This is a genomic window from Pseudomonas sp. S9 (assembly GCF_000222125.1).
GTDB classification, from domain to species: domain Bacteria; phylum Pseudomonadota; class Gammaproteobacteria; order Pseudomonadales; family Pseudomonadaceae; genus Aquipseudomonas; species Aquipseudomonas segetis.
Genome location: NZ_AFFX01000004.1, coordinates 87,624 through 109,049, shown reverse-complemented (window position 1 = coordinate 109,049; position 21,426 = coordinate 87,624). Strand labels below are relative to the sequence as shown.

The 21,426-nt window shown below is 54.2% G+C and carries 14 protein-coding genes; 3 read left to right on the top strand and 11 right to left on the bottom strand.

Annotated elements, in window-relative coordinates; genetic code table 11:
• Nucleotides 1-32: 32 nt before the first annotated feature.
• The 6 genes from PSES9_RS0109500 to PSES9_RS0109480 form a co-directional block, all read right to left on the bottom strand.
• Nucleotides 33-950 carry a transporter substrate-binding domain-containing protein gene (locus PSES9_RS0109500; protein WP_010486358.1) on the bottom strand — a complete coding sequence of 306 codons (918 nt, stop codon included), beginning with the start codon at nucleotides 948-950 and terminating at the stop codon, nucleotides 33-35.
• 54 nt (nucleotides 951-1,004) lie between these two features.
• Nucleotides 1,005-2,333: a putrescine-ornithine antiporter gene (potE, locus tag PSES9_RS0109495; RefSeq protein ID WP_010486356.1), complete on the bottom strand. Its 1,329-nt coding sequence runs from the start codon at nucleotides 2,331-2,333 to the stop codon at nucleotides 1,005-1,007.
• Between the two features lie 51 nt (nucleotides 2,334-2,384).
• Nucleotides 2,385-4,685, bottom strand: coding sequence for an Orn/Lys/Arg decarboxylase N-terminal domain-containing protein (locus tag PSES9_RS0109490; protein ID WP_010486353.1), 2,301 nt, complete (start codon nucleotides 4,683-4,685; stop codon nucleotides 2,385-2,387).
• A gap of 41 nt (nucleotides 4,686-4,726) precedes the next feature.
• The gene (locus tag PSES9_RS25520; RefSeq protein ID WP_202946247.1) at nucleotides 4,727-6,349 is read right to left on the bottom strand and encodes an arginine decarboxylase; all 1,623 of its coding nucleotides are present in this window, start codon (nucleotides 6,347-6,349) and stop codon (nucleotides 4,727-4,729) included.
• Between the two features lie 16 nt (nucleotides 6,350-6,365).
• Nucleotides 6,366-7,031: an Orn/Lys/Arg decarboxylase N-terminal domain-containing protein gene (locus PSES9_RS25515; RefSeq protein ID WP_202946246.1), complete on the bottom strand. Its 666-nt coding sequence runs from the start codon at nucleotides 7,029-7,031 to the stop codon at nucleotides 6,366-6,368.
• Nucleotides 7,032-7,389: 358 nt separating this feature from the next.
• Nucleotides 7,390-8,493, bottom strand: a complete 1,104-nt coding sequence (locus tag PSES9_RS0109480) for an AraC family transcriptional regulator ligand-binding domain-containing protein (protein WP_010486351.1) — start codon at nucleotides 8,491-8,493, stop codon at nucleotides 7,390-7,392.
• 133 nt (nucleotides 8,494-8,626) lie between these two features.
• Between PSES9_RS0109480 and PSES9_RS0109475 the strand changes: the two genes are divergently transcribed.
• The gene (locus PSES9_RS0109475) at nucleotides 8,627-9,466 is read left to right on the top strand and encodes a metal-dependent hydrolase (RefSeq protein ID WP_010486349.1); all 840 of its coding nucleotides are present in this window, start codon (nucleotides 8,627-8,629) and stop codon (nucleotides 9,464-9,466) included.
• A 107-nt stretch (nucleotides 9,467-9,573) separates the two neighbouring features.
• Here the strand turns inward: PSES9_RS0109475 and PSES9_RS0109470 are convergent, their stop codons facing one another.
• On the bottom strand, nucleotides 9,574-10,530 hold the full coding sequence (locus tag PSES9_RS0109470; RefSeq protein ID WP_010486347.1) for an alpha/beta fold hydrolase: 957 nt from the start codon (nucleotides 10,528-10,530) through the stop codon (nucleotides 9,574-9,576).
• Between the two features lie 272 nt (nucleotides 10,531-10,802).
• On the opposite strand from PSES9_RS0109470, the gene PSES9_RS0109465 reads away from it, so the two are divergent.
• Nucleotides 10,803-11,705, top strand: a complete 903-nt coding sequence (locus tag PSES9_RS0109465; RefSeq protein WP_051120961.1) for a hypothetical protein — start codon at nucleotides 10,803-10,805, stop codon at nucleotides 11,703-11,705.
• Nucleotides 11,706-11,728: 23 nt separating this feature from the next.
• Here PSES9_RS0109465 and PSES9_RS0109460 read toward each other — a convergent pair whose 3' ends face one another.
• The 4 genes from PSES9_RS0109460 to PSES9_RS0109440 form a co-directional block, all read right to left on the bottom strand.
• Nucleotides 11,729-14,476 carry a LuxR C-terminal-related transcriptional regulator gene (locus tag PSES9_RS0109460; RefSeq protein WP_010486344.1) on the bottom strand — a complete coding sequence of 916 codons (2,748 nt, stop codon included), beginning with the start codon at nucleotides 14,474-14,476 and terminating at the stop codon, nucleotides 11,729-11,731.
• A gap of 261 nt (nucleotides 14,477-14,737) precedes the next feature.
• Nucleotides 14,738-16,111, bottom strand: a complete 1,374-nt coding sequence (locus PSES9_RS0109455) for a DUF1329 domain-containing protein (RefSeq protein ID WP_029529463.1) — start codon at nucleotides 16,109-16,111, stop codon at nucleotides 14,738-14,740.
• Nucleotides 16,112-16,143: 32 nt separating this feature from the next.
• Nucleotides 16,144-18,075: a DUF1302 domain-containing protein gene (locus PSES9_RS0109450; protein ID WP_010486340.1), complete on the bottom strand. Its 1,932-nt coding sequence runs from the start codon at nucleotides 18,073-18,075 to the stop codon at nucleotides 16,144-16,146.
• Between the two features lie 230 nt (nucleotides 18,076-18,305).
• Nucleotides 18,306-19,988 carry a fatty acid--CoA ligase gene (locus PSES9_RS0109440; RefSeq protein ID WP_010486338.1) on the bottom strand — a complete coding sequence of 561 codons (1,683 nt, stop codon included), beginning with the start codon at nucleotides 19,986-19,988 and terminating at the stop codon, nucleotides 18,306-18,308.
• A 193-nt stretch (nucleotides 19,989-20,181) separates the two neighbouring features.
• On the opposite strand from PSES9_RS0109440, the gene PSES9_RS0109435 reads away from it, so the two are divergent.
• On the top strand, nucleotides 20,182-21,357 hold the full coding sequence (locus tag PSES9_RS0109435) for an acetyl-CoA C-acyltransferase (protein WP_010486336.1): 1,176 nt from the start codon (nucleotides 20,182-20,184) through the stop codon (nucleotides 21,355-21,357).
• Nucleotides 21,358-21,426: the final 69 nt, after the last annotated feature.

Sequence of the window (21,426 nt, the reverse complement as noted above, 5' to 3'; positions counted from 1 at the left end):
TCACGCCATGCCGGCGCAACCTCTGTGTCGGGTTAGTGATCGGACTCAATAACAGGCAGGGCATAAAGCTTGAGCAGAGACTCATCGGCAGCACTTGGGGCACCAAGGTACTTGCGATAGGTCTTGAGCAAGTCACCTGACTCACTCATCTCGCTGATCACCGTATCAACCAGCAACCGGAAGTCCTCATCACCGCGTTCAAGCACCATGCTCACCGGCGCTCGCTCGTAGATATTGCCCAGCACCCGGATACTGTTGCTGTACGCAGATTTATGAGCGTAGCTGGTGAGCAGGATCCGGTCGGAGATGAACGCTGAAGCTTCGCCATCAGCCACGGCCTGGACGCCCTGCTCATGATTGTCGACGGTAACCAATTTGGCGACCAATCCCAATTTGTTCATTTGCTGGCGAATCCAATCGAGGGTGACCCCGCCTTTGATCACCGCGAAGGTATGGGTTGCAATACCGCGATTTATGGTCGCCCGCCAGGTAGGTCCGGTGTGTCCTTCCTTGCCTTGGAGAATTCTCACCAAGCGTTCTGGTGTATCATCACGGACCAGCGCAGCAAGGCCAGCGGTGTAGATCGGCAACGAATAACTGATCTGTTTACGCCGGGCAAGTGTTTGCGGCAGCGGCGTGCATAGAATATCGACATCACCTGTGCTGACTGCCTTGACGGCATGATCATCGCCAACAGCCTGGAAGTTTAATCGCAGTTCGGGAAGCTCAAGTTGTTGCTTGACCCGCGCTGCAATATTGCGACAAATATCTATGGCGTAGCCGTCCACCTTGTCGCCTTGCTTGCTGCTAAAGGGCTCGACATCCGGCAAATAGCCCATCGTTATCTCACCACTACTGCGCACCCGATCGAGCGTTGCAGCAGTTGCCGACACGGGCAAGCTGATAGCCAGAGCAAACGCACAACCGAGTAGTCTTTTGGTATGTTTCATATTCATTTCCTAACCCCTTGATTCCTGATGTCCGAAGCGTTGCAGGCAGCACGACTATGGGCTGGTGGGCTGGCTTGCAGGTTCATCGACAAACCGCTTGGCAATAAAGCCGTACATCAGGTAACCAATCGCCATGACAATCATGGCACCAAATACCGCGTCTTTACCGGAGGCGTAGAGGGCGTAGAAGGAATAAAGCATTGCAACCAGCAAGATCACCACATTGCGCCTAAATACCCCGACACTCACCTTGGCCTTGTACATGATGACCAATAAGGCAGAAAGCGAGGTGACGTAGGGAATCAGGTTGGTGACGGCCGCCAGATTAACCAGTTTGCTGAACTGCTCGCTGGCATTTGGCGAAATGGTTGATACCGCCATCAGGGTTTGCAGGATGCCGCACACGACCATGCCGATCACCGGCGCATTGTGCTTGGTCACGCGGGAAAACAGCTTGGGAAACATACGTTGGTCTGCCGTAACCTTTGCCGTCTGGGCCAAAGTAAACTGCCAACCCAAGAGCGAACCCACGCAGGCCATCACAGCGAGCCCCATGATGACCTGCCCTACCAGAGGGTTGAACATCTGGGCATAAACGGCGGCGAATGGCGCACTGGAGTTTGCCAACTCAGCATTGGGCACAATGCCCTGAATCACCGTGGTCGACAGGATATACACCACGGCCGCGCCCAAGGTACCAAACAGGCACGCCAAGGGTACGTTGCGCTTGGGATCTTCAACTGCGTCGGAGTTCTGGGCCGCGGACTCCATCCCCAGGAACGCCCACAGGGTCAGGGGAATGCTCTGGCCAATCGCATCACTCAAGGCCAGGTTGTGCGGATTCCATGCAGCCACCAGTACATCTGGCTTGAACCAGAACCAACCAATGACACTGAGTCCTGCTACGGGAATGATCACACCCCACACGGTGATGGCGCCAATTTTCCCAGTGATCTGCGGCCCACCGAAGTTTGCCGCAGTGGTCAACCAGATCAAACCCACGGTACCGATGAACAGCGGGATCGCACCGCTACCCAGCCATGGGAAAAACGGTGTCAGGTAACCCACAGCCGAGATGCCAATGGCCACGTTACCAATTGCCAACGAGAGGAAGTATAAAAACGAGCAAAGGAAAAATGCCGACTTGCCATGGGCCTCCTCACTGTAGGCAGACATCCCCCCGGAACGGTGACAAAAGATGCCACACTGGGCAAAGCAGTAAGCAATGGCCATCGACCCGACAGCGGTAATAATCCATGACAACAATGACACTGCACCCAACTGGGCCATACTCGAAGGCAGCATGATGATGCCCGAGCCCATCATATTGACCGAGACCAGGGTGGTAAGCCCCATCAGGCCCATTTTCTTTGTTTGCGCCATAAAAGGCTCCTTGTACTAGACGGCAATATATTTCACGAACCCCGTGCAGAATTAGGTCTTGACCACGTACACCATGTAGGTGAGATCACCGTCAGCGCTTCGCTCTATCTCAACCCCGTGGTTATCATGCTCGAACCCCGGGAAATGGCCGTCGAAAAGCTCCATCGCCAGCAGATAATCGATGATTGCGCGCTTATCCACGTCTGCTTTTTCTCCCGGCATCATCAGCGGAATACCTGGCGGATAAGGCACGATCTGCACTGCCACGGTACGCCCAAGCAAATCGCGTACAGGAATCTGCTCGATTTGCCCTTTTACCAACTGGCTGTAGGTCGCCCGCGGAGAACTGACCTGATCCGGTAGCAGGGTGAACGCAGCATCCATGTTGTGCAGCAGCTTCGAAGCGAGCATCTCGGCATGCATTTGATCGGCCAGGTCTTTAAGGCCCATGCCGCTGTAACGCTCGGGATAGCTATCGAGCAAGTCAGGCATGACCTGCTCCAACGTCGTGTTGCGGTCATAATGCTTTTTAAATTCCATGAGGCCTGCGACCAACGAGCCCCACTTGCCCTTGGTGATGCCAATGCTGAACAGCAAGAGAATTGAATAAGGTTCTGTTTTCTCGACCACGATGCCGCGACTGGAGAGAAAGGACGAAACCAGCGGTGCCGGAATACCGGCCTCTTGCATCTCCCCCTCAAGGCTTTGCCCAGGCGTAAGGATGGTGACCTTGATTGGATCAAGCATGCAGTAATCGGCACCCAAATCACCAAAGCCATGCCAGCTATCCTCCGGTTTGAGCACCCAGGATTGGCCTTTGCGCAACTGCTCGACGGGCACATCGACAAAGGGCACGCCGCCAATCTGGTCAGGCTGCCAGACACCGAACCACCAGTCGCCTGAATCGCGCTGGTTGATTTCATTGCCAAGCCTGACCATCGCCTGGCGAAAGGCAATTGCCTCGCCAATCGACTCATCGGTCAGGTACTCGCCGGAATCATCCATCATTTTCGCAGACACATCGGTCGAGGCGATGATGCTGTATTGCGGCGAGGTGGAGGTATGCATCATGAAAGCTTCGTTGAACAGTTCAGGCCTGACTGGCACCTTGCCGGAACGAATATGAATCATGGATGCCTGGGACAATGCCGCCAGCAACTTGTGCGTCGAATGGGTGACAGTCACAGTGGCGTCATCGGCGTGGCGCTGCCCCCGATGCATGCCGTAGCGGCCTTCGTACAAGGGGTTGAAACGCGCGTAAGCGTACCAGGCCTCGTCATAATGGATGCGGTCAACGCTCTTGCTCAACTCGCGCGTGGTGGTTTGCACGTTGTAACAAAGGCCGTCATAGGTCGAGTTAGTGAGTACCGCCAATACCGGCTTGAGTTTCTTGTCGGCGAGCAAAGGGCTGTCTGCAATTTTTGTTGCGATGACTTGCGGGCTCATTTCCGACTGCGGAACAGGTCCGATCAGACCTCGTGCATTACGCCGTGGGCGCAAGTACAAGGGCACCGCACCAGTCATGTTCAACGCATAGTTGAGAGACTTGTGACAGTTGCGGTCGACCAGCACCGGATCTGAATCAGTCACAGCAGAATGCAGCACAATCTCGTTACTGGCCGAACTCCCGCCGACCGAAAAGAAACTGTAGTCCGAACCGAAAATTCGCGCGGCATTGCGCTCGGCCTCAAGCACAGGGCCAGAATGATCATTCAATGACCCCAGCTCGCCCACCGACACACTGAGGTCTGAACGGAGCATTTCCTCACCATAAAAGTCGAGAAAGCTACGCCCTACCGCAGTTTTCATAAAAGCAGTTCCCCCTGTGTGACCAGGGGTATGCCAGGAGTATTCATGGGTGCCGGAGAAGTTGACCAAGGCCCCGAAAAACGGCGGCAATATGCTGTCGAGATACCGCTTGGAAGCGGCAGCAATACGCCCGGCAATAAATGCGGGGCTGTCTTCCGGATGCCAGATGAAGCCGTCGATCTGCTCAAAAAACTCTAGCGGCGCCTGCTTATGCTTGGACTTGCTCATGGCAACAATAATCGGCAACTGCGCAGTGCGTTTGCGGATTAACTCAATGATGTCCATGGCCTTGGCCATGTCTTGCTCGCACAACCCCCAACCGAGAATGACGCAGCTGTAGGCCGGGCTTGCAAGCAAGGCAACTTCACCATCCTCAAGGCTGGTTGCGGTCTCAAAACCCAGGTCATAGGCACCTAATGCCTCGCCGATTTCCAAAGCGCTGCGCAGCATTGCACTGCCCGCTTGCTCCTGTATCTGAGAAATAATCAACACGGGATACTGCTCTGCAAGTTGTCCTGGCAGAGGCTGTTTACGATTGGCCATTTACGCTCACTCCATTAGGCGTGTTAAAGACAGCTAGAGGCTTACTTGAGGCACCAGAAGTGGTAGTCACCGTCCTTGTGCACTGCGCCCTCGACTTCTTTCTCAAAGCCGGGAAAATGATTTCCCCAGTCTTGCAGTGCCTGGATATAACGAATCCAAGGACCATCGAGCGGGCCCAGGTTTTCCCCCGGCATCACAATTGGAATACCCGGTGGATAAGGCATGATGCCAACACCAGTCACCCGATTGGCAGCCTGGGCCAGAGGCAACAATTCCGCCTCACCGGCCTGCAGCGCCTGAAACGCAGCACGCGGCGTGGTTTCAATCTTGGGCAAGGAACCAAATGCTGAGGCCTGCAGGTCGTCCATGCGGCTGTTGCGCATAAACTCAAACATCTCTTGACTCAGGTCGCGCAGCCCCATGCCGCTATAGCGCTCAGGTGCCTGAGCAACCAGCTCTGGCAACACTTGCGCCAAGGGAAGGTTGTTATCGTAATCACGCTTGAATGCCAGTAATACGCTGATCAAGGTGCCCCACTTTCCCTTGGTCACACCAATGCTGAACAGGCACAGCACCATAAAGTCGGTAATGCGCGAAGGCACGATATTCTTACGATAGAAATAGGCCCCTAGAACGGGAGCCGGAATCCCTTCGGCCAATAACCTACCATCGGTGCCCATACCCGGAACCATGATTCCGACCTTTATCGGATCGAGCATGCACCAGCTATCTTCAAGCCCTTCAAAACCGTGCCACTGCGCACCAGGCTCCAGGGTCCAGCAACTCGGATCCGTGGCCAATTGCTCGGCGTCGGCATCGGCAAAGTCAACCAGTTCACCGGTCTTGGCATCTTTGACCTGTGGGGCATTCCAGGGCTCGAAAAACCAATCGCCACGCTCGGCAAATTCACGGTGGGTGCGGGCAAGCGCCTGCCGGAAATCAACCGCTTCGCGAATGGTGTCCTGGGTCAGTGAATAACCGCCATTGCCGTCCATCATCGCCGCCCCGACTTCATTAGAAGCGAACAATGCGTACATCGGCGAAGTAGTGGCCTGGATTACGAAGGACTCATTGAACCGGCTGTGCTCAATCGGGTTGCGGCCATTGCGAACATGGATGAAAGACGACTGAGATAATGCTGCAAGCAGCTTGTGGGTTGAATGGGTTGCGAATACTGTCGGCTGATCTGGCTGATGGTCTTTGGCCTCGCCCCGCATGGCAAAGCGACCTTCGTACATGGGGTTAAAGCGTGCGTACCCGTACCAGGCTTCGTCAAAGTGAATACGATCCACATTCTGCGCCAACATGTCTTCGGCCTTTTCGACGCTCAGGCACATGCCGTCGTAAGTACAGTTAGTGACCACCGCATACACCGCCTTACTACCTTTGGCCTGCGCTGCCAGAGGATGGCTGGCAATCGCAGCATTGATTCGCTCGGGCTCAAATTGCGCAGGCAATAGCGGACCTATGATGCCGTAGCGGTTACGTGTAGGCGTCATGTAAATCGGCAAGCCACCGGTCAGAACCAGGCCCTGTTCAATTGATTTATGGCAGTTGCGATCACACAACGCATATTGGTTCTCACCTACGCACGCCATGAAGATGGTGCGGTTTGAACCTGATGTACCGTTAAGCACAGCGTAGCTGGCATGGGCCCCAAACACCCGCGCGCAATAGGCTTCAGACTCCCCCGACCGGACCGCTGTGATCCAGCACTGAACCCAGGTTGCCGCGCTCGATACCACTGTCGGCACGAAACAGGTTTTCACCAAAGAAGTCGAAAAACACCCGGCCAATTGGTGACTTGGTAAAAGCAATGCCGCCCTGATGACCGGGCGCCGCCCAGGAATGCTCGTCCTTGACCGTGTAGCGCAGCAATGCATCAGTGAACGGCGGCAGCAGATGTTCAAGATAACGATTGATCGCGGCTACCACTCGGCCGGCGATAAAGGGTGCGGTGTCTTCAAGCATCCAGACAAACTCATCGGCCAACTCCATCGCCTCGACGGTAATACTTTTCTTGGCATCGCGATCAGCCATCAAGAAAACCGGGGCACGCTCGTGACGCTGGCGAACAGCGCGCAGTAATTCCAAAGCTTGGATGTGGCTGGCGGTATCGTTTTGTCCCAGGGTCCAGTCGACACAAAAGCAGTGCAAGGCAGCATCAGATGTAACGCAGGCCAAGCCGTCCTCATAAGACGTTGCCAATACCAGTTCGGCATTACGACCACTGAGTTCTTCTTCAAGCTCGGTCAATACCCGACCGCGGGCGCTGTTTGGATTGCCCAAATCATCATCGACGACCAAGACACGCATCATCAATTTTTTATTGGTTCTTCCAATCATTCTGGCCATCCTTGTCTGTATCTGTTCAGTTTGAAAGCAACGATTCAATCATCAAAACGCCCAGTCTCGACTGATAAAAATCAAAACTTTCGACTAGTTGAAAAAAACAGCGTAGGACAAGTTTCTAATACTTGCTGAATAACTCTTATTCGTTATTGACCGACTAAATATGCACCAGCAAAAGCCACTGCCACAGATGCCAGCAATTGCGCCGTACAGGCCGATATCGCCAAGTGACACTGCTTTTAGATGAAAGAACAAACGCGCTAGAAAACCGACAAACGGTATAGATGGTTATCCATCCCAGCATTGGATATTGAGCATAAAATGTACGCACAACACGTCAAGAACAGTGTTTTCAGCGATAGGCACTGGGCAGTTTTCCGGTCCATTTCTTGAAGGCCCGGCGAAAATTTGAAGGATCATTGAAACCCAATAAATATGCGATTTCGTATAACGGCAGGTGCGTAGATGTCAGGTACTGAAGCGCCAAGCCACGGCGCACATCATCAAGTACTTGTTGGTAGCTGGTGCCCATATTGGAGAGGTGCCGACGCAAGGTTCGAGTGCTGGTGTTCAAGGCTTTGGCAGCGCTTGCCAGATCCGGAAAATCACCAGGACGGGCGAGCAATAAACGCCGCACCCGAGTCAGCAAACGATCTTCAACAGCCAGGGTAGAAAGCAATACTTCACATTGCTGCTCGCACATCTGAACCGTGGCAGGATTAGCCAAGGCCATCGGTTTATCCAGGTAGGCCCTAGGCATGCTCAGGGAGTGGTAGGGTTGCTCGAATTTTGCGCCCACACCAAACACCTGCTCATAGCGATCCGCATAATCCGGCGCGCCATAACTGAAGCCCACTTCAATATGCTTTAGCGGCTCACCGACTAGAAAAGCTGCAATGGTGAACAAGCTGGCGAGCAGGCCTTCTGCCGCAAAACGATTGAGATTACCCAGCGGCATGCTTTCTCTGGCTCGCAGCTCAACCCGGTCAGCCGACTCGATAAGCTCAAGTTCGAAACTGATGCCGAGCACCCGGTAATACTTCAACGCAAATTGAATCGCCTTATCGAGATTGGCACTGGCCAGCACGGCGTAGCCCAGGATTCCATGTGTCGAGACATTCAAGCGCTGACCAAGCAATAACCCCAATGCAGGCTCATTGCAGAGCTCTAATGCACTGATTGCAAGCAGGTTGAAATCAACAAGGGACAAGCGCCCGTTAGGGTTATCAAGAACCTGCGGGCGAACATTGGCATGGGCATAAACCTGCTCCCGGTTGACGCCTAGCTCGTTCAATAACTCAAGCAGCGCCTCTGCATAGGCGACAGGCACCAGTTCTGCATTGAAGTTCAAGGTTGGCCCTTCCCTTTCTTTTTGTGTTTGGCCAGATATGACCACAGACCAAATCAGCTTTTCAATGCATTGTTGACCAGGGCACAGCAAGTCCGCAATGGCCATATATGACCTGAATATTGGCAGTTGATAACGCAATGGCCATATATGACCTGAATATTGGCAGGTGATAAACTTTTCTAATAGTCATCGGCCACTCATAGTGATGCTCTAGAAGAATTAAAAAGAAGGAGACAGCATGGTTAGCACAACGCCTGCAGGATTGAAGATTCAGCCCAGACATATGGACTTTGACTTCCCCAATCCCCTGCCTCGCCACTGGCATAGCGGTGATGCGTTCAAGAGCCATCTGTTTGACGCCATGTCGGTGTTGTTTCCCGACGGCGAACGCTTTTTTATCGATTCGGTTCGCAACTTTCGCGAACAAATAACAGACCCGGAACTGCTGGCACAGATTCGCGGCTTCATTGGCCAGGAAGGCCACCATAGCCGCGAGCACCTGGTGTACAGCGACCGGTTGAGAGACCTGGGCTATGACGTTACGCGCATGGAAAATCGCGCCAAAAAACGTATTCATTACACGCAAAAAAAATTCTCGGCAAAACGTCAGCTAGCCGCAACCGCAGCCATGGAACACATTACTGCGATCATGGCAGACGAACTGTTGCGTAACGACAAACAAATGAAGGGCGCCCACCCGATGATGCGCCAGTTGTGGCGCTGGCATGCACTGGAAGAGACCGAGCATAAGGCGGTAGCTTTCGACGTTTACAATCAGGTTGGCGGCAATAGAAAAATCCTTCACCGGGCGATGCGCATAGGCACGTTTTTTTTCATCAAGGACACATTTCTTGGCCTGGCCCACATGCTCAAAGAAGACGGCTTGCTGTGGAATTGGCGGGTCTGGCGTGACGGGTTGCGCTGGATGTGGGGCAAGGAAGGTGCGTTCCGGCCGATGATCAAAACCTATAAAGACTTCTTCAAAGAAGACTTTCATCCATGGCAGCACAACAACATTGAACTGCTGTATGCCACTCGCCTTGAGTTTGATAAGGCACAGGAGCCAGCCGCTGCCTAGCTAACCAACAATGCTCTCGGGCCAGAGCAGCGAGCAGCCAGGCCTTGCACTGTTCGCGCACTGCCCTGACAAGAGGCTTCGCTCACAATCTATAGCCAACTCATGGCTTAGGCAGTGCAATCGTCGGCCTGTAAGAACTGCAGGGCATCGGCTGCACTTTGCCAAGGAATTTCCTCCATGGGCAAGTGCCCCACGCCCGGATAAGTCTTGACTTGGATGCTTGGTAAATCACGCTGCCATAACTGCACCTGCGCTGGCGGAATCCAACGATCAACCTCGCCCCATAACAGCAAGGTAGGCACTTCAAGCCTGGCAACTGCAGCAGGTGTTTGCAGCAGCTGGGTACGATTGGTCAACACCAGTTGCCTGAATATCTGCATCATGGCCCTACGATTTCCAGGGCGACGGCTCAGTCGATAGTAGCGTTCAACAACACTCGCCTTGATTCTTTTCCTGTCGCCATAGACTTCTTTGACCCCCTGGGCGATTAATGCCCTGGGCATCCAGATTGGCATCAATATGGTTGAGCCGGGCAATCGAGAGGCGGCGATCATCCATGGAAGTTTATCCATGGCATAGCCGGCCGGATCGATCAACACCAGTTTTTCAACACGGTTTGGTTGGCTCAGAGCAAAGTTCCAGGCCAGGTAACCTCCAAGAGAACTACCCGCGAAACTGGCCCTCTCAACATGCAGATGGTCCATCAACAAACCTAGTATCCTGAGCATGCGCTCAACCGTATAGACATCGTCCTTGCTAGGTCCCGTCAAGCCGAAACCCGGAAGATCGAAACGAATGACTCGGTAATGCGGATTGAATTCGAAAAACCAGTCATCCCATGTGTGCAGTGATGAGACCACACCGTGAATCATGATGATTACAGGCAGCTCACGGTCACCTTGATCACGATAGTGCACATTGCAACCATCGAGTTCGACAAAGGCTGAGCCACTGCCGGCCGGGGCATAGATGGATGTGAGGTCATTCAAGGTCAGGGAGCCAATCCCCATAGAGGTGAACAACCTAGTCACAGGCGAGAACAACGCGGTACCGGGCAGCGACATTGAAAGCCCCTCTATTGTTTTAGCTAGGATATGGATGCAGCCGCCGGTTGGCACTGACGCATGCCAATGAACCAGCACATACAAAGTCTTTTGGGATAACAGCACATGGAAATCTGGCGCGGAACCTTACCTAGGTACAGCCGAAGCGCTTGGCCACCCCAAGTGCTACTGCCTGACTCGGTGGCGGTAACACCCTCGTCTTGTCGACACCTAGATCACTCCATACTTTCCTTCGGCTGACGTAAGCAACTCCGGCACGCTAGCCTCACTTGATGAGCGCCAAAACAGAACCCGGGGTAAAGCTGAAGCCCCCATGCCGATCAATCAGGTTTCTACTGGTCGTATTGCTATTGCTATGGCTAAACATCGCCGAGGCCAGGCAACTGTTTTATCTGGGACAAGCAATCCCGGACATACAGCGTCCCTGGAGCAGCGGGGATTACCAGCACTTGATAGAAGCGCTGCAACAGGTAAATAAAACCCAGGCCAATGCACTGCCCAAACGCAGCGGTGAATTTACCGGCCCCATTTATCGACGCATGGTGAGCACTGAGAATCTGCAAGCGCAATTGAATATCTACCGGCCACTAGAGTCACGCCAGCACGAGGCTCGGGAGGCATTGTTCCAACTCAAAGAATTGATGCGCCTGTACTTTGACTTCACAGCAACCAAACAGCCCTATGCGGCTGAGGCACTGGGGTTGATGAGCTACTCACTCAATCAACAAGCGGTGCTGTTTACCTTGACGACAGAGTTTTGGATGAGCCTTTCGCCTAGCGAACAGCGTAATCCCGTGCGCCTGAACGGCTTGACCGAAACCAAGGCTGGCGCTGCGTTACTGACTAAAAGCGCACTGGATTACCTCGGGCTCACCCAGCAATTCGCCCGTGCTGACCTGGTTCTGTATAGCGCAGAACTCAGCAAGCAACTGCCGAGCCTGTTTGTGCACCTTTCCAACGATACCCGCCAGCAACTGCTGCAAAGAATCAACCTTATTGCCAAGTCTCACACCTACCCGGCAGTACGCTCCAACTTTACCTCACTACAGCCGGTGCTGGTGGCGCTTCAAGATGATATGCAAAAGCAGATCAGCGCCAGTAATCGCAGACCCGATGGACACAAGCCCAAGCAACAGCTGAGTCTGGATTTATCCACCTCCGACCTGCCTTTCTAGGTGCGCCTCGGGCAGTTCGCATTTCAGAGCAAGCCCAGGCTATTGGCTCGCGCGACCGCCTGGGTTCGCCGCTCAACACCCAACTTGCTGTTGATATGCCGGGCGTGGGTTTTAACGGTATGCAGCGAGATAAATAATCGTTCGCTGATTTCCTGGTTAGAGCAGCCCTTGGCAATCAACTCCAGTACCGCCTGCTCCCGGCCGCTCAATGGCTCCGTGAGGCTGGCATGGTCGCTTGAAACTTCCGGCAGAGGCTCCAGGACAGGCAACAATGCCAATAAGGCCGTGGTAACAGGGGTTGTAGTTCGCGCCACAAGTTGTTCGCGTAGCCACTTGGGCTTATGCACCAAGAGCTCGTCGAACTGTAGCAAGCCCCCGCCAACGGCCATGTCCAGTGCACTGTTAAGATGTTGCTGTGCCTCGCTCTCACGCCCACTGTGGAGTACCAGCATAGCCAGTTGCACTTGCGCAAACGAGCCAATAAATTGCCCACCGGTTGTTTGCGCCCGCTGGACCAAAGCCTTCAAGCGGCGCTCAGCTTCACTGGTACGGCCTTTGATCCGCTCAAGAACGGCCAGGTGAAAGTCAATGTGCAGTGCCAATTGCGGGTGATACTCAGGCGCTGTCGCAGCCTGAGCAGTCCCGTAGGTTTCATCCAGACGCTCAAGCCATGCCTCGGCAAGGTCAACCTGACCTTGCCGCAACCACAACTCACATTTGATCAGGGTGATCATGGCCAGATAATAAACAGCTGGCACGTCCCAGATATGCATGAGTCGCTCGGCATCACTGAGCAATGCGAAAGCCTCAGGCAAGCGCCCTTCACGCCCTTCCTGACTGGCTAGAACGCAGTAGCCTATCAACACGCTGATATCGCGACAGGCGCGGGCTTCTTTAATCCCTGCGCGTAGATGCGAGGCGGCCTTGTGGGGCTGCATACGGAATGAAAGCAGGGTCCCTTCATACAGCGTAAGCCTGGCCCTGGCAGCATAAAAACGGTGCGTTGGGAAATCACGCAACAGCTCCAGGCCTTGACGCGTCTCAACCAAGGCCCGGCAGATTTCACCCCGCGCCTGTAGCACGCGGGCGCGATCATAGTATGCAAGCGCCTCAAAAAGCGGATTGCCAATGCGCTGGGCAAGCTCTAGTGCGTCGCGGTTGAGGCCGCGCGCACGCCATAAATCGCCCTGCACTATTGCCAGGTTCGCCAATACAGACAGACAGGTAAGCCTTGGCCCATAACGCTCATGGGATAACCCGGCCAGTGCTGCCGTGCAGAATTCGATTGCTCGCGGACTATCGCCACGCCCCCGGGCAATCACCCCACTGATCGCCAGCCACTGCGCCACCAACTCCTGCTGGTCCTGGGCAGAAGGTGCAGGCAGGAAACGGCTTAGCTGCGCGGCCAGCTCCTCAGCAGCATCGAGTTGGCAGGCCAGGGCCAAAGCCCAGCTGTAAAGCAGAATCAGCCTGGAAGTACTGCTGAGCAGGTAATCGGGCAGATCCATCTTCCAGCGCAGTAAGGCCGATACATTTTGCTCCGCCAATAATTGCTCTTCTGAAAGGCTTTGCACCAGGTTTGCCGCGACATCGGGTTGGCCAGCCTGCAGGGCCTGTTCAATGGCCTCATCCAGAAGACCATGAGAGGTAAACCAACGACATGCCCGTAAATGCATATGGGCAACCTTTGTTTCCGAATCCTGCACAGGTCTTGCGCGTAACAAATCGGAAAACAGGTGATGGTAACGAAACCACTTGCCCTGCTCATCGAGTGGAACCAGGAACACCTGATGTGTCTGCAAGTAATCGAGAATACTGGCACTGTCACGGCTATCACGAATCACATCGCATAGCTCTGCGCAGAAACGATCCATGCTTGCGGTGTCATACAGGAACGCCTGAACGTCTGTGGGCTGACGCTCAATGACCTCCTCCAGCAAGTACTCGCGTATCAGCCCTTGCGCACCATGGGGTACCGCCATGACATGCTGCAAGTCAGCTAACTGCCCTGCATCGGCCGCCGCCAGCAACCATAGGCGCAGACCCGCAATCCACCCCTCGCTGCGAACACATAGTTCGGCCAGAGCTTCAGCCGGCAAGCTTGCGCCTTGGCGGCCCAACAGCTGGCTTATTTCATCCTGCGTAAGGCGCAAGTCCTGTTCGTTGAGCTCAAGTAACTGCTGGGATAAGCGCAGCCGGGCAAGGTGCCAGTCAGGACGCTGGCGACTCGTTACCAAGAGCAACATCCCACTCGGCAGATGATTCAGCAGAAATTGCAGGCAGCGATCAAGAACTGCTCCCTGGGCCAGATGATAATCATCCAGCACCAGCAATAAAGGCTGCCGTGGGTCCAGTGCTTGGCTCAAGTCATCAAGAAAGGCATCGAGCCACTCTTCGAATGCAAAGGGCTGATGACGCTGGCGCATCTTCAACAAACCGAGCGCCTCATCTCCAACACTGGGGTAATGTTGCTGTAGCCCCAGTAGCAGGCGCTCAAGAAACTTGCCTGGGTCACTGTCCCGCTCACTCAGGCCCAGCCACAGGTTTTGCCAATTACTCGGCAGCTGTTCGCAAAACTCGATGGCCAGGGAGCTTTTCCCAAAACCGGCAGGTGCCGACACAAGCAATAGACGACCTTGCAATCCATGCTGCAATCGCTGGCAAAGGCGGGACCGGGGAATATGCCCCTCAGGCAGCGGAGGCCTGTAGAAACGTAATTCCCCCTGGGCGGTGATCCGCGAGGTGCCGGGCAGGTTGGATAAATCGGTCATTTGCCAGTTCTTGGATTAGTTGGAAGAGCAATCTACATGACTTAATCCCAGACTAACGTTTAGATCAAGCCATTTGAAGCCCTCAGGTGTTACCACACATATAAGCCCGCCTTGCAACCGCAAAATCCTACGCAGTCCAAGACCCAGGCAATTTATAGCGCCAGATGGTATTCCAATGCGCCGTTATAACTCTTGCAGTATGTAAGACGGCAATAAAAAAACCGGCACTAGGCCGGTTTTTCTAACAGCAACTGAATACGCTTAGCGTACGCCAGCCTGACGCAGTGCAGCTGGAGTGAAATCACTCTCAGTGGCCTTGAAGTTGAAGTCGTAAGCTTGTTTCTCTTCGTTCTTCATGCCCAGAGCCAAATAACGGCCCGACAACAGGTCATACAGGGTTTCCACGGTGTACCACGGCACCTGATAGTTGTAGTAGTACTGCGAATGCGCTTCCGCTACACGCCACAGGGTGCCACGGCCATCGTAATGGTCGATTTCAGCCGCTTGCCAGGTATCTTCATCAATGAAGAAGTCACGCTTGGCGTAGATATGGCGCTCGCCTTTTTTCAGGGTTGCAGTCACATGCCATACGCGGTGTAGCTCGTAGCGGGTCAAGTCCTGATTGATGTGGCCTGGCTTGAGGATTTCCGAATACTTCAGCTTTGGAGAGTCCAGGTCATAGCTGTTGTAAGGGATGTACTTCTCTTCCTTGCCCACCAACTTCCAGTCATAACGATCTGGAGCACCGTTATACAGGTCGTAGTTGTCCGAGGTACGCAGGCCGTCTGATGCGGTACCTGGACCGTCATAGGATACCTGTGGCGCACGACGCACACGACGCTGACCGGCGTTGTAGAGCCAGGCCAAACGAGGCTCCTTCACCTGGTTAAGCGTTTCGTGTACCAGCAATACGTTACCTGCCAGACGCGATGGTGCTGTTACCCGTTGCTTGAAGTAGAACAGTACGTTGCTTTCTTTGCTCGGGTCGAAGTCAGTCAAGGAGTTACGGAAGGTAAACTCATCCTGGAAATACACCAGTGAGTAGGAACCATTTGGCTGCGGCGTGGCTTTTGCCACCACTCGCTTGATGCTGCCACCACGGTAGCGGGTGATGTGGTTCCAGATAACTTCCAGGCCATCCTTGGGGATTGGGAAAGGGTTGGCGGTGTCGAAGTTTTCCATGCCGTTACCACCCTCGATCAACTTGGTGTTGAGGGCATTTTTCTTGGTCGCCTCGATAATCTTGGCGGGCACGGTTGCCGAACGATGCGTGGTGTAGACCGGCATCTTGTAGGTGGTTGGATAACGCTTGAACATCGCAATCTGACCTGGGGTCAGATTAGCTTTGTACTGCTCCATGTTTTCCGCAGTGATGGTGAACAATGGCTTTTCGTTGGCGTACGGATTGGACAGGAACCCGCCTGAGTCAACCGTACCGGCGTTGGTTGGCAAGCCTCCAGTCCAGGCAGGAATGGTGCCAGCGGCGTTACCCGCCATTTCAGCACCAATTGGAGTCAAGCTAGTTCCCAGCTTGGCGGCTTCTTCAGCAGAAACAGCAGCCAGTACGCTGGTGGAAAGTAAACTCAAGGCAAAAATCATTGCACTCGATTTGAGCAGACTTCTTGTTGTTTTCATAAATACAGTCTCTTCCTTTAAATCTGGATGCCTTAGAAGTTCATACCGAAACTAAGCGCAGCAAAGTCGCGATCCGACTGAGTGCTGTAGTCGCCGCCGAAGAAGTTGGTATACGACAGGCTTGCGGTGTAGGTGTTCTGGTACTCGGCATCAAGTCCCAGGCTTATACCTTTGCGGCCCTCTTCGAAGTTGGCGCCAGGGCCCGGGGAATAACCATCAACGTCATGCGACCAGGAAACGCTTGGCTTGAGGTTGACCCCTGCCATGGCGTCCGGGTATTCCCAGATTGCCCGAGCACGATAACCCCAGGAATCAGCAGTGGTGAAACCATCGTTGTTGCAATAACGGCTGACGTTCTTGGCAGTCGGGCTGCCCAAAGTACCAGCGTTCAGTGCCTCACAAGACGGAGCGCCACCAATCTGGCCTGGCAAAGCACCTGGACCGAAGACAGGGTCACGGCCATAGCGGACGTCACTAGTGCTTTCAAGACCGCCTACATGGGTCCAGCCAATTTCACCCACCAAGGTGAGTCGGCTAGCGCCCATCACCTGATCGATAAAGTGAGTGAAGGTGGTTTGCAGTTGGGTGATTTCTTTACGGCGATAACCTGACAAGTCCTGGCCTGCCTGACCGTCCAGCAACGAAGCGTTGTCGTATACCGCGTTGCCACCAATGCTGATCGGGTTCAAGCCGGCATACAGGATATCGGTGGTATTAAGCTGAACGGGCGCATTCGGCCGGTAGCTCACTTCACCACTCCAGGCGGTACCGGTAGGCAAGGTGGTCGAGAAGCTCAAGCCATACAGGCGAATATCTTCAGGGTATTCGATGTAGTAGCTACCGTTGCCCGCAGTGGCGGCTGCCGCCAGGCGTGCAGCAGTTGAAGCCCCGACCAAGCCAGCAGCGCCGGTTGCTACCGAGTTGATGGTATTGGTTGCGTCTACCGAAGCCCCCTTGCCACTGAAAATCGGCAGACGGCTGTGGTAGTTCATGAAATAAGCGCCGAACTCGGTGTCGAGCTGGTCGGCGAAGTAACGGAACGCCACACCGAACTGGCCACTGTCCCTGGCGTCACGGTCGCCATCACGCTTCACAACGAGGCCTTCATCCCAAGGCGATGGAGTGACGCCCAAGCCAGCACCACCGAGGATGCTGTTGATCAGATTGACCGCAGCCGGGTCATTGGAGAGCACGGCCAGGTTTTGATCACAACCATCGGCGACTACGTCAGGCTGGGAGAAGAAGGTGCCGCAGTTATCGACAACAGTCTGGTCCCACTCCAGCTGATAGAACGCCTCCATCGAGAGGTTGTCGGTCAGACTCTGGGAAACGTAGAACATATTGACGGGGATCAGGCCTTCCTTGATCTCCGCACCTGGGCGTCGGAAAGCGGAAACGTCAACCGGGTTGATCGAGTTGATCGAGTTCTGGATGAAGGTACTTTCACCCCAGCTGACCACCTGCTTACCCAAACGCACGGTGCCCGGCTGATTGCCGATGGCATAGTTGTGATAAACGAAGGCGTCGAGGATTTCAGCACCCGATGCCTGCGCTGCGGTTTTACGGTTGTGATCGTCGATGTCTTTGAATAGACGGTCTTCATCCTTCAGTTCGAAGTCATACCAATACTTGCCACGCACGAATACGCCGGTATCGCCATACTTCAATTCAAGGTCGTGAATACCCTTGAATATCTTCGAGAATGTCTCGCCGCTCTTGAAGTTAAGACGCGAATCGTCAGAGGTTTGCGAGAGGCCCCGACCGCCGTTATTGACGCCGATCAGGTCTTTGTCAGGACTTTCGGTAGACCAACTGGCACCCACGGAAAGTGATGAGTCGAATTGACCCTCAATTTCACCGATGTTGAAGGTCACACCAAATGCAGGTGTTGCAAGAGTAGAGGCGAGGCCGACTGCCAAAGGCAATTTCGCCAAACGCCACTGTGGACTTATTTTTATTGTCATCGACACAACTCCATGGTGTTTTATTTTTATTTATGGCTCGACTATATCCAGCAGGTAGTACGGATAGATCCCTCGAAAGTGTGATTTGTAGATCAGCAACCACTCTGGCTCAACGGTTTCAATGTCCATGACAATGTGCCGTCAGAGCAAGAATGGCTGTAAAACAGCAATTAGCAAGCCAAACGCTTGTTTGACTGATCAGTCACATTCAATCCTTCGACTGACACTGGCTAAAGCGTCGACAAAAACTCACTTCCAGCCTCCTGCCATTGAGCGATATCCACGCGAATTCGTTTCTTATCCAGCTTGCCGACACTGGTCTTGGGAATTTCAGTAACAAGCGCAATTTGCGTTGGGATTGCCCACTTATTTATGTGGCCTTGCTCAACATAGGGTTTGAGATGTTCCTTGAGCCCCTTGGCATCCAACTGCTGGCCTTCATGCAACACCAACAATGCAAAGGGCCGCTCTCCCCACTGCGGGTCAGCCACGCCCACCACGGCCACTTCACGCACTGCGCTACAGCGGCTGATGAGGTCTTCAAGCGCCAGTGAAGACAACCACTCGCCGCCGGTTTTAATCACATCCTTGATGCGGTCGCGGATATCAATAACCCCCATGCCATCGATAGTGGCAACGTCCCCGGTGTGCATCCAGCCGTGCTCCCACAACTCCTCCCCCTTCTCCGGCTCACGGAAATAACCTTGGGTCAGCCAGGGTGAGCGCAACACCAGCTCGCCCTGGGTTTCGCCATCAGATGGGAGAATCTTGCCTGCGCCATCCATGATGACCGCTTCCACCATGGGCACTGGAACGCCGGCCTTGATACGGTAGGTGATGCGCTCGTCTTCGCTGCCCGCTTGTAATTCGGCATTGAGATAGCCACAGGAAATCAGCGGGCAGGTCTCCGACATACCGTATGCAGCAGTCAACTGGATACCCGTCGCTTTGGCAGCATCATAGACCGCACGATTAAGCGAACTGCCGCCGATGATCATCTTCATACCGCCAAAATCATGGCCCTTGGCGCCAGGACTGTTGAGCAGCATTTGCAAAATGGTCGGAACACAGTGGGAGAAGGTGACCTTTTCCTCACGAATCAACTTGCACAACAACTCAGGTTCGTAACGACCTGGGTAAACCTGCTTGATCCCGAGCATGGTCGCCACATAGGGAATACCCCATGCGTGTACGTGAAACATCGGGGTGATGGGCATGTACACATCACTGTTACCGAGCAGGCGGATACTGTCGAGGGAGCCAACCGTGGTGCCCAATGCCAGGGTGTGCAGCACCAGTTGGCGGTGGGTGAAGTACACCCCTTTTGGATTCCCCGTGGTGCCCGTCGTATAGAAGGTGGTCGCCACCGAGTTTTCATCAAAGTCGGCAAAATCGTAATGCGCGCTGGCGTTGGCGAGCAATTGCTCGTATTCACCGACACAACCAGGAAGATTGGAGGTTTTAGTCTCGGTATCCGTCAGCAACAGCGTCTTTTCAACCGTAGTGAGCTGACTTGCCAGGCCGTTATAAAGCTCGACGAACTCGGTATTGACCAGAACAAACTTATCCTCGGCGTGGTTCATGGTGTAGAGGATTTGCTCGGCGGACAGACGGATATTAATGGTATGCAGTACAGCCCCGATCATCGGCACCGCAAACATGCATTCCAGATAACGATGGCTGTCCCAATCCATCACCGCGACCGTATCACCGGCCTTGACCCCGGCCTCGCTCAGCACATTGGCAAGGCGTGCGATACGTTCGTTGAGTGTCTTGTAGTCGTAGCGAACCTTGTCGCGATAAACGATTTCTCGGGTCTTCTCATAGCGACCGCCTGAAAGCAACAAGCGCTTGATCAATAACGGCGATTGATGAGCGTTAGCCGCGGGGGGAATTATCCGGGTTTGCAACATTTGGCACCTGTCTACAGTCGGTCGTTAAAGTTGATACGACTCTAGATACCTGCTGCTGGCAGCAAATCAGCCAAAAGAATGATTTGCGACGTGACTCTTTGGTCGATATTGGTCACCGGATACAATCCTTCCACAAACCGGTCACTATTAGTCACCGAAACAGCTTGCAGTTCTTACATTAGAGGTAACCACCATGCCTGACATCGTTATCGTGAGCGGCGCTCGCACCCCAATGGGCGGCTTTCAGGGCAGCCTGGCGAGTATTAGTGCGGTCGAACTTGGCGCAACCGCTATTCGTGAAGCGGTCAACCGTGCGGGCATTGCCCCGGCCGATGTGGAAGAAGTGATCATGGGTTGCGTGCTCCCTGCCGGTCTCAAGCAAGGCCCTGCCCGCCAAGCATCGTTGAATGCCGGACTGCCGAGTGCAACCGGCTGCACCACTATCAACAAGCTCTGTGGCTCGGGCATGAAGGCAGTGATGCTCGCCCATGACTTGCTCAAAGCGGGTACGAATAAAGTCATGGTCGCTGGCGGAATGGAGAGCATGTCCAACGCACCCTATGTCCTTGAAAAAGCCCGCAACGGCTTGCGCATGGGCCACGGGGAGATCAAGGACCATATGTTCCTCGATGGACTGGAAGATGCAACCACGGGCCGGCTGATGGGTTCTTTTGCCCAGGAAACCGCAGATACCCACGCCATTACCCGTGAAGAAATGGATGCCTACGCCATTGAGTCGCTCAAACGTGCCCAGGCGGCCATCAATAATGGCTCGCTCGATGCAGAAATAGTCCCGGTGACCGTCAGCAGCCGCAAAGGCGATATCGTGGTAAAAGATGATGAGCAGCCGCATAACGCCAACCTGGATAAGATCCCTGGCCTGCGTCCTGCATTCAGAAAAGACGGCACCATCACCGCCGCCAATGCCAGTTCCATCTCCGACGGAGCCTCTGCACTGGTCATGATGACGGCGGAAGAAGCAGCCGGGCGTGGCCTCAAGCCGCTGGCTAAAATCGTCGGCCATGCCACGCAAAGCCAAGCGCCAAGCGAGTTCACCCTGGCGCCGGTTGGTGCAATGACCAACCTGTTCAATAAAACCGGCTGGACCAAGGATCAGGTTGACCTGTTTGAGATCAACGAAGCCTTTGCCATGGTCACCATGCTGGCAATGCGTGAACACAATCTCGATCACGCCAAGGTCAATATCTATGGCGGTGCTTGCGCCCAGGGCCATCCCGTGGGTTCTACCGGTTCGCGGATTATCCTGACACTGATCAATGCACTGAAGAACACAGGCGGCAAGCGTGGCGTTGCGGCACTCTGTATTGGTGGTGGCGAGGCCACGGCTGTTGCGGTTGAACTGCTGTAACCTCAATCGCAGCCAGGTGGACAGTGCTGTGCTGTCTACCTGGCAATAAACGCGATCCAACTGTCCGCA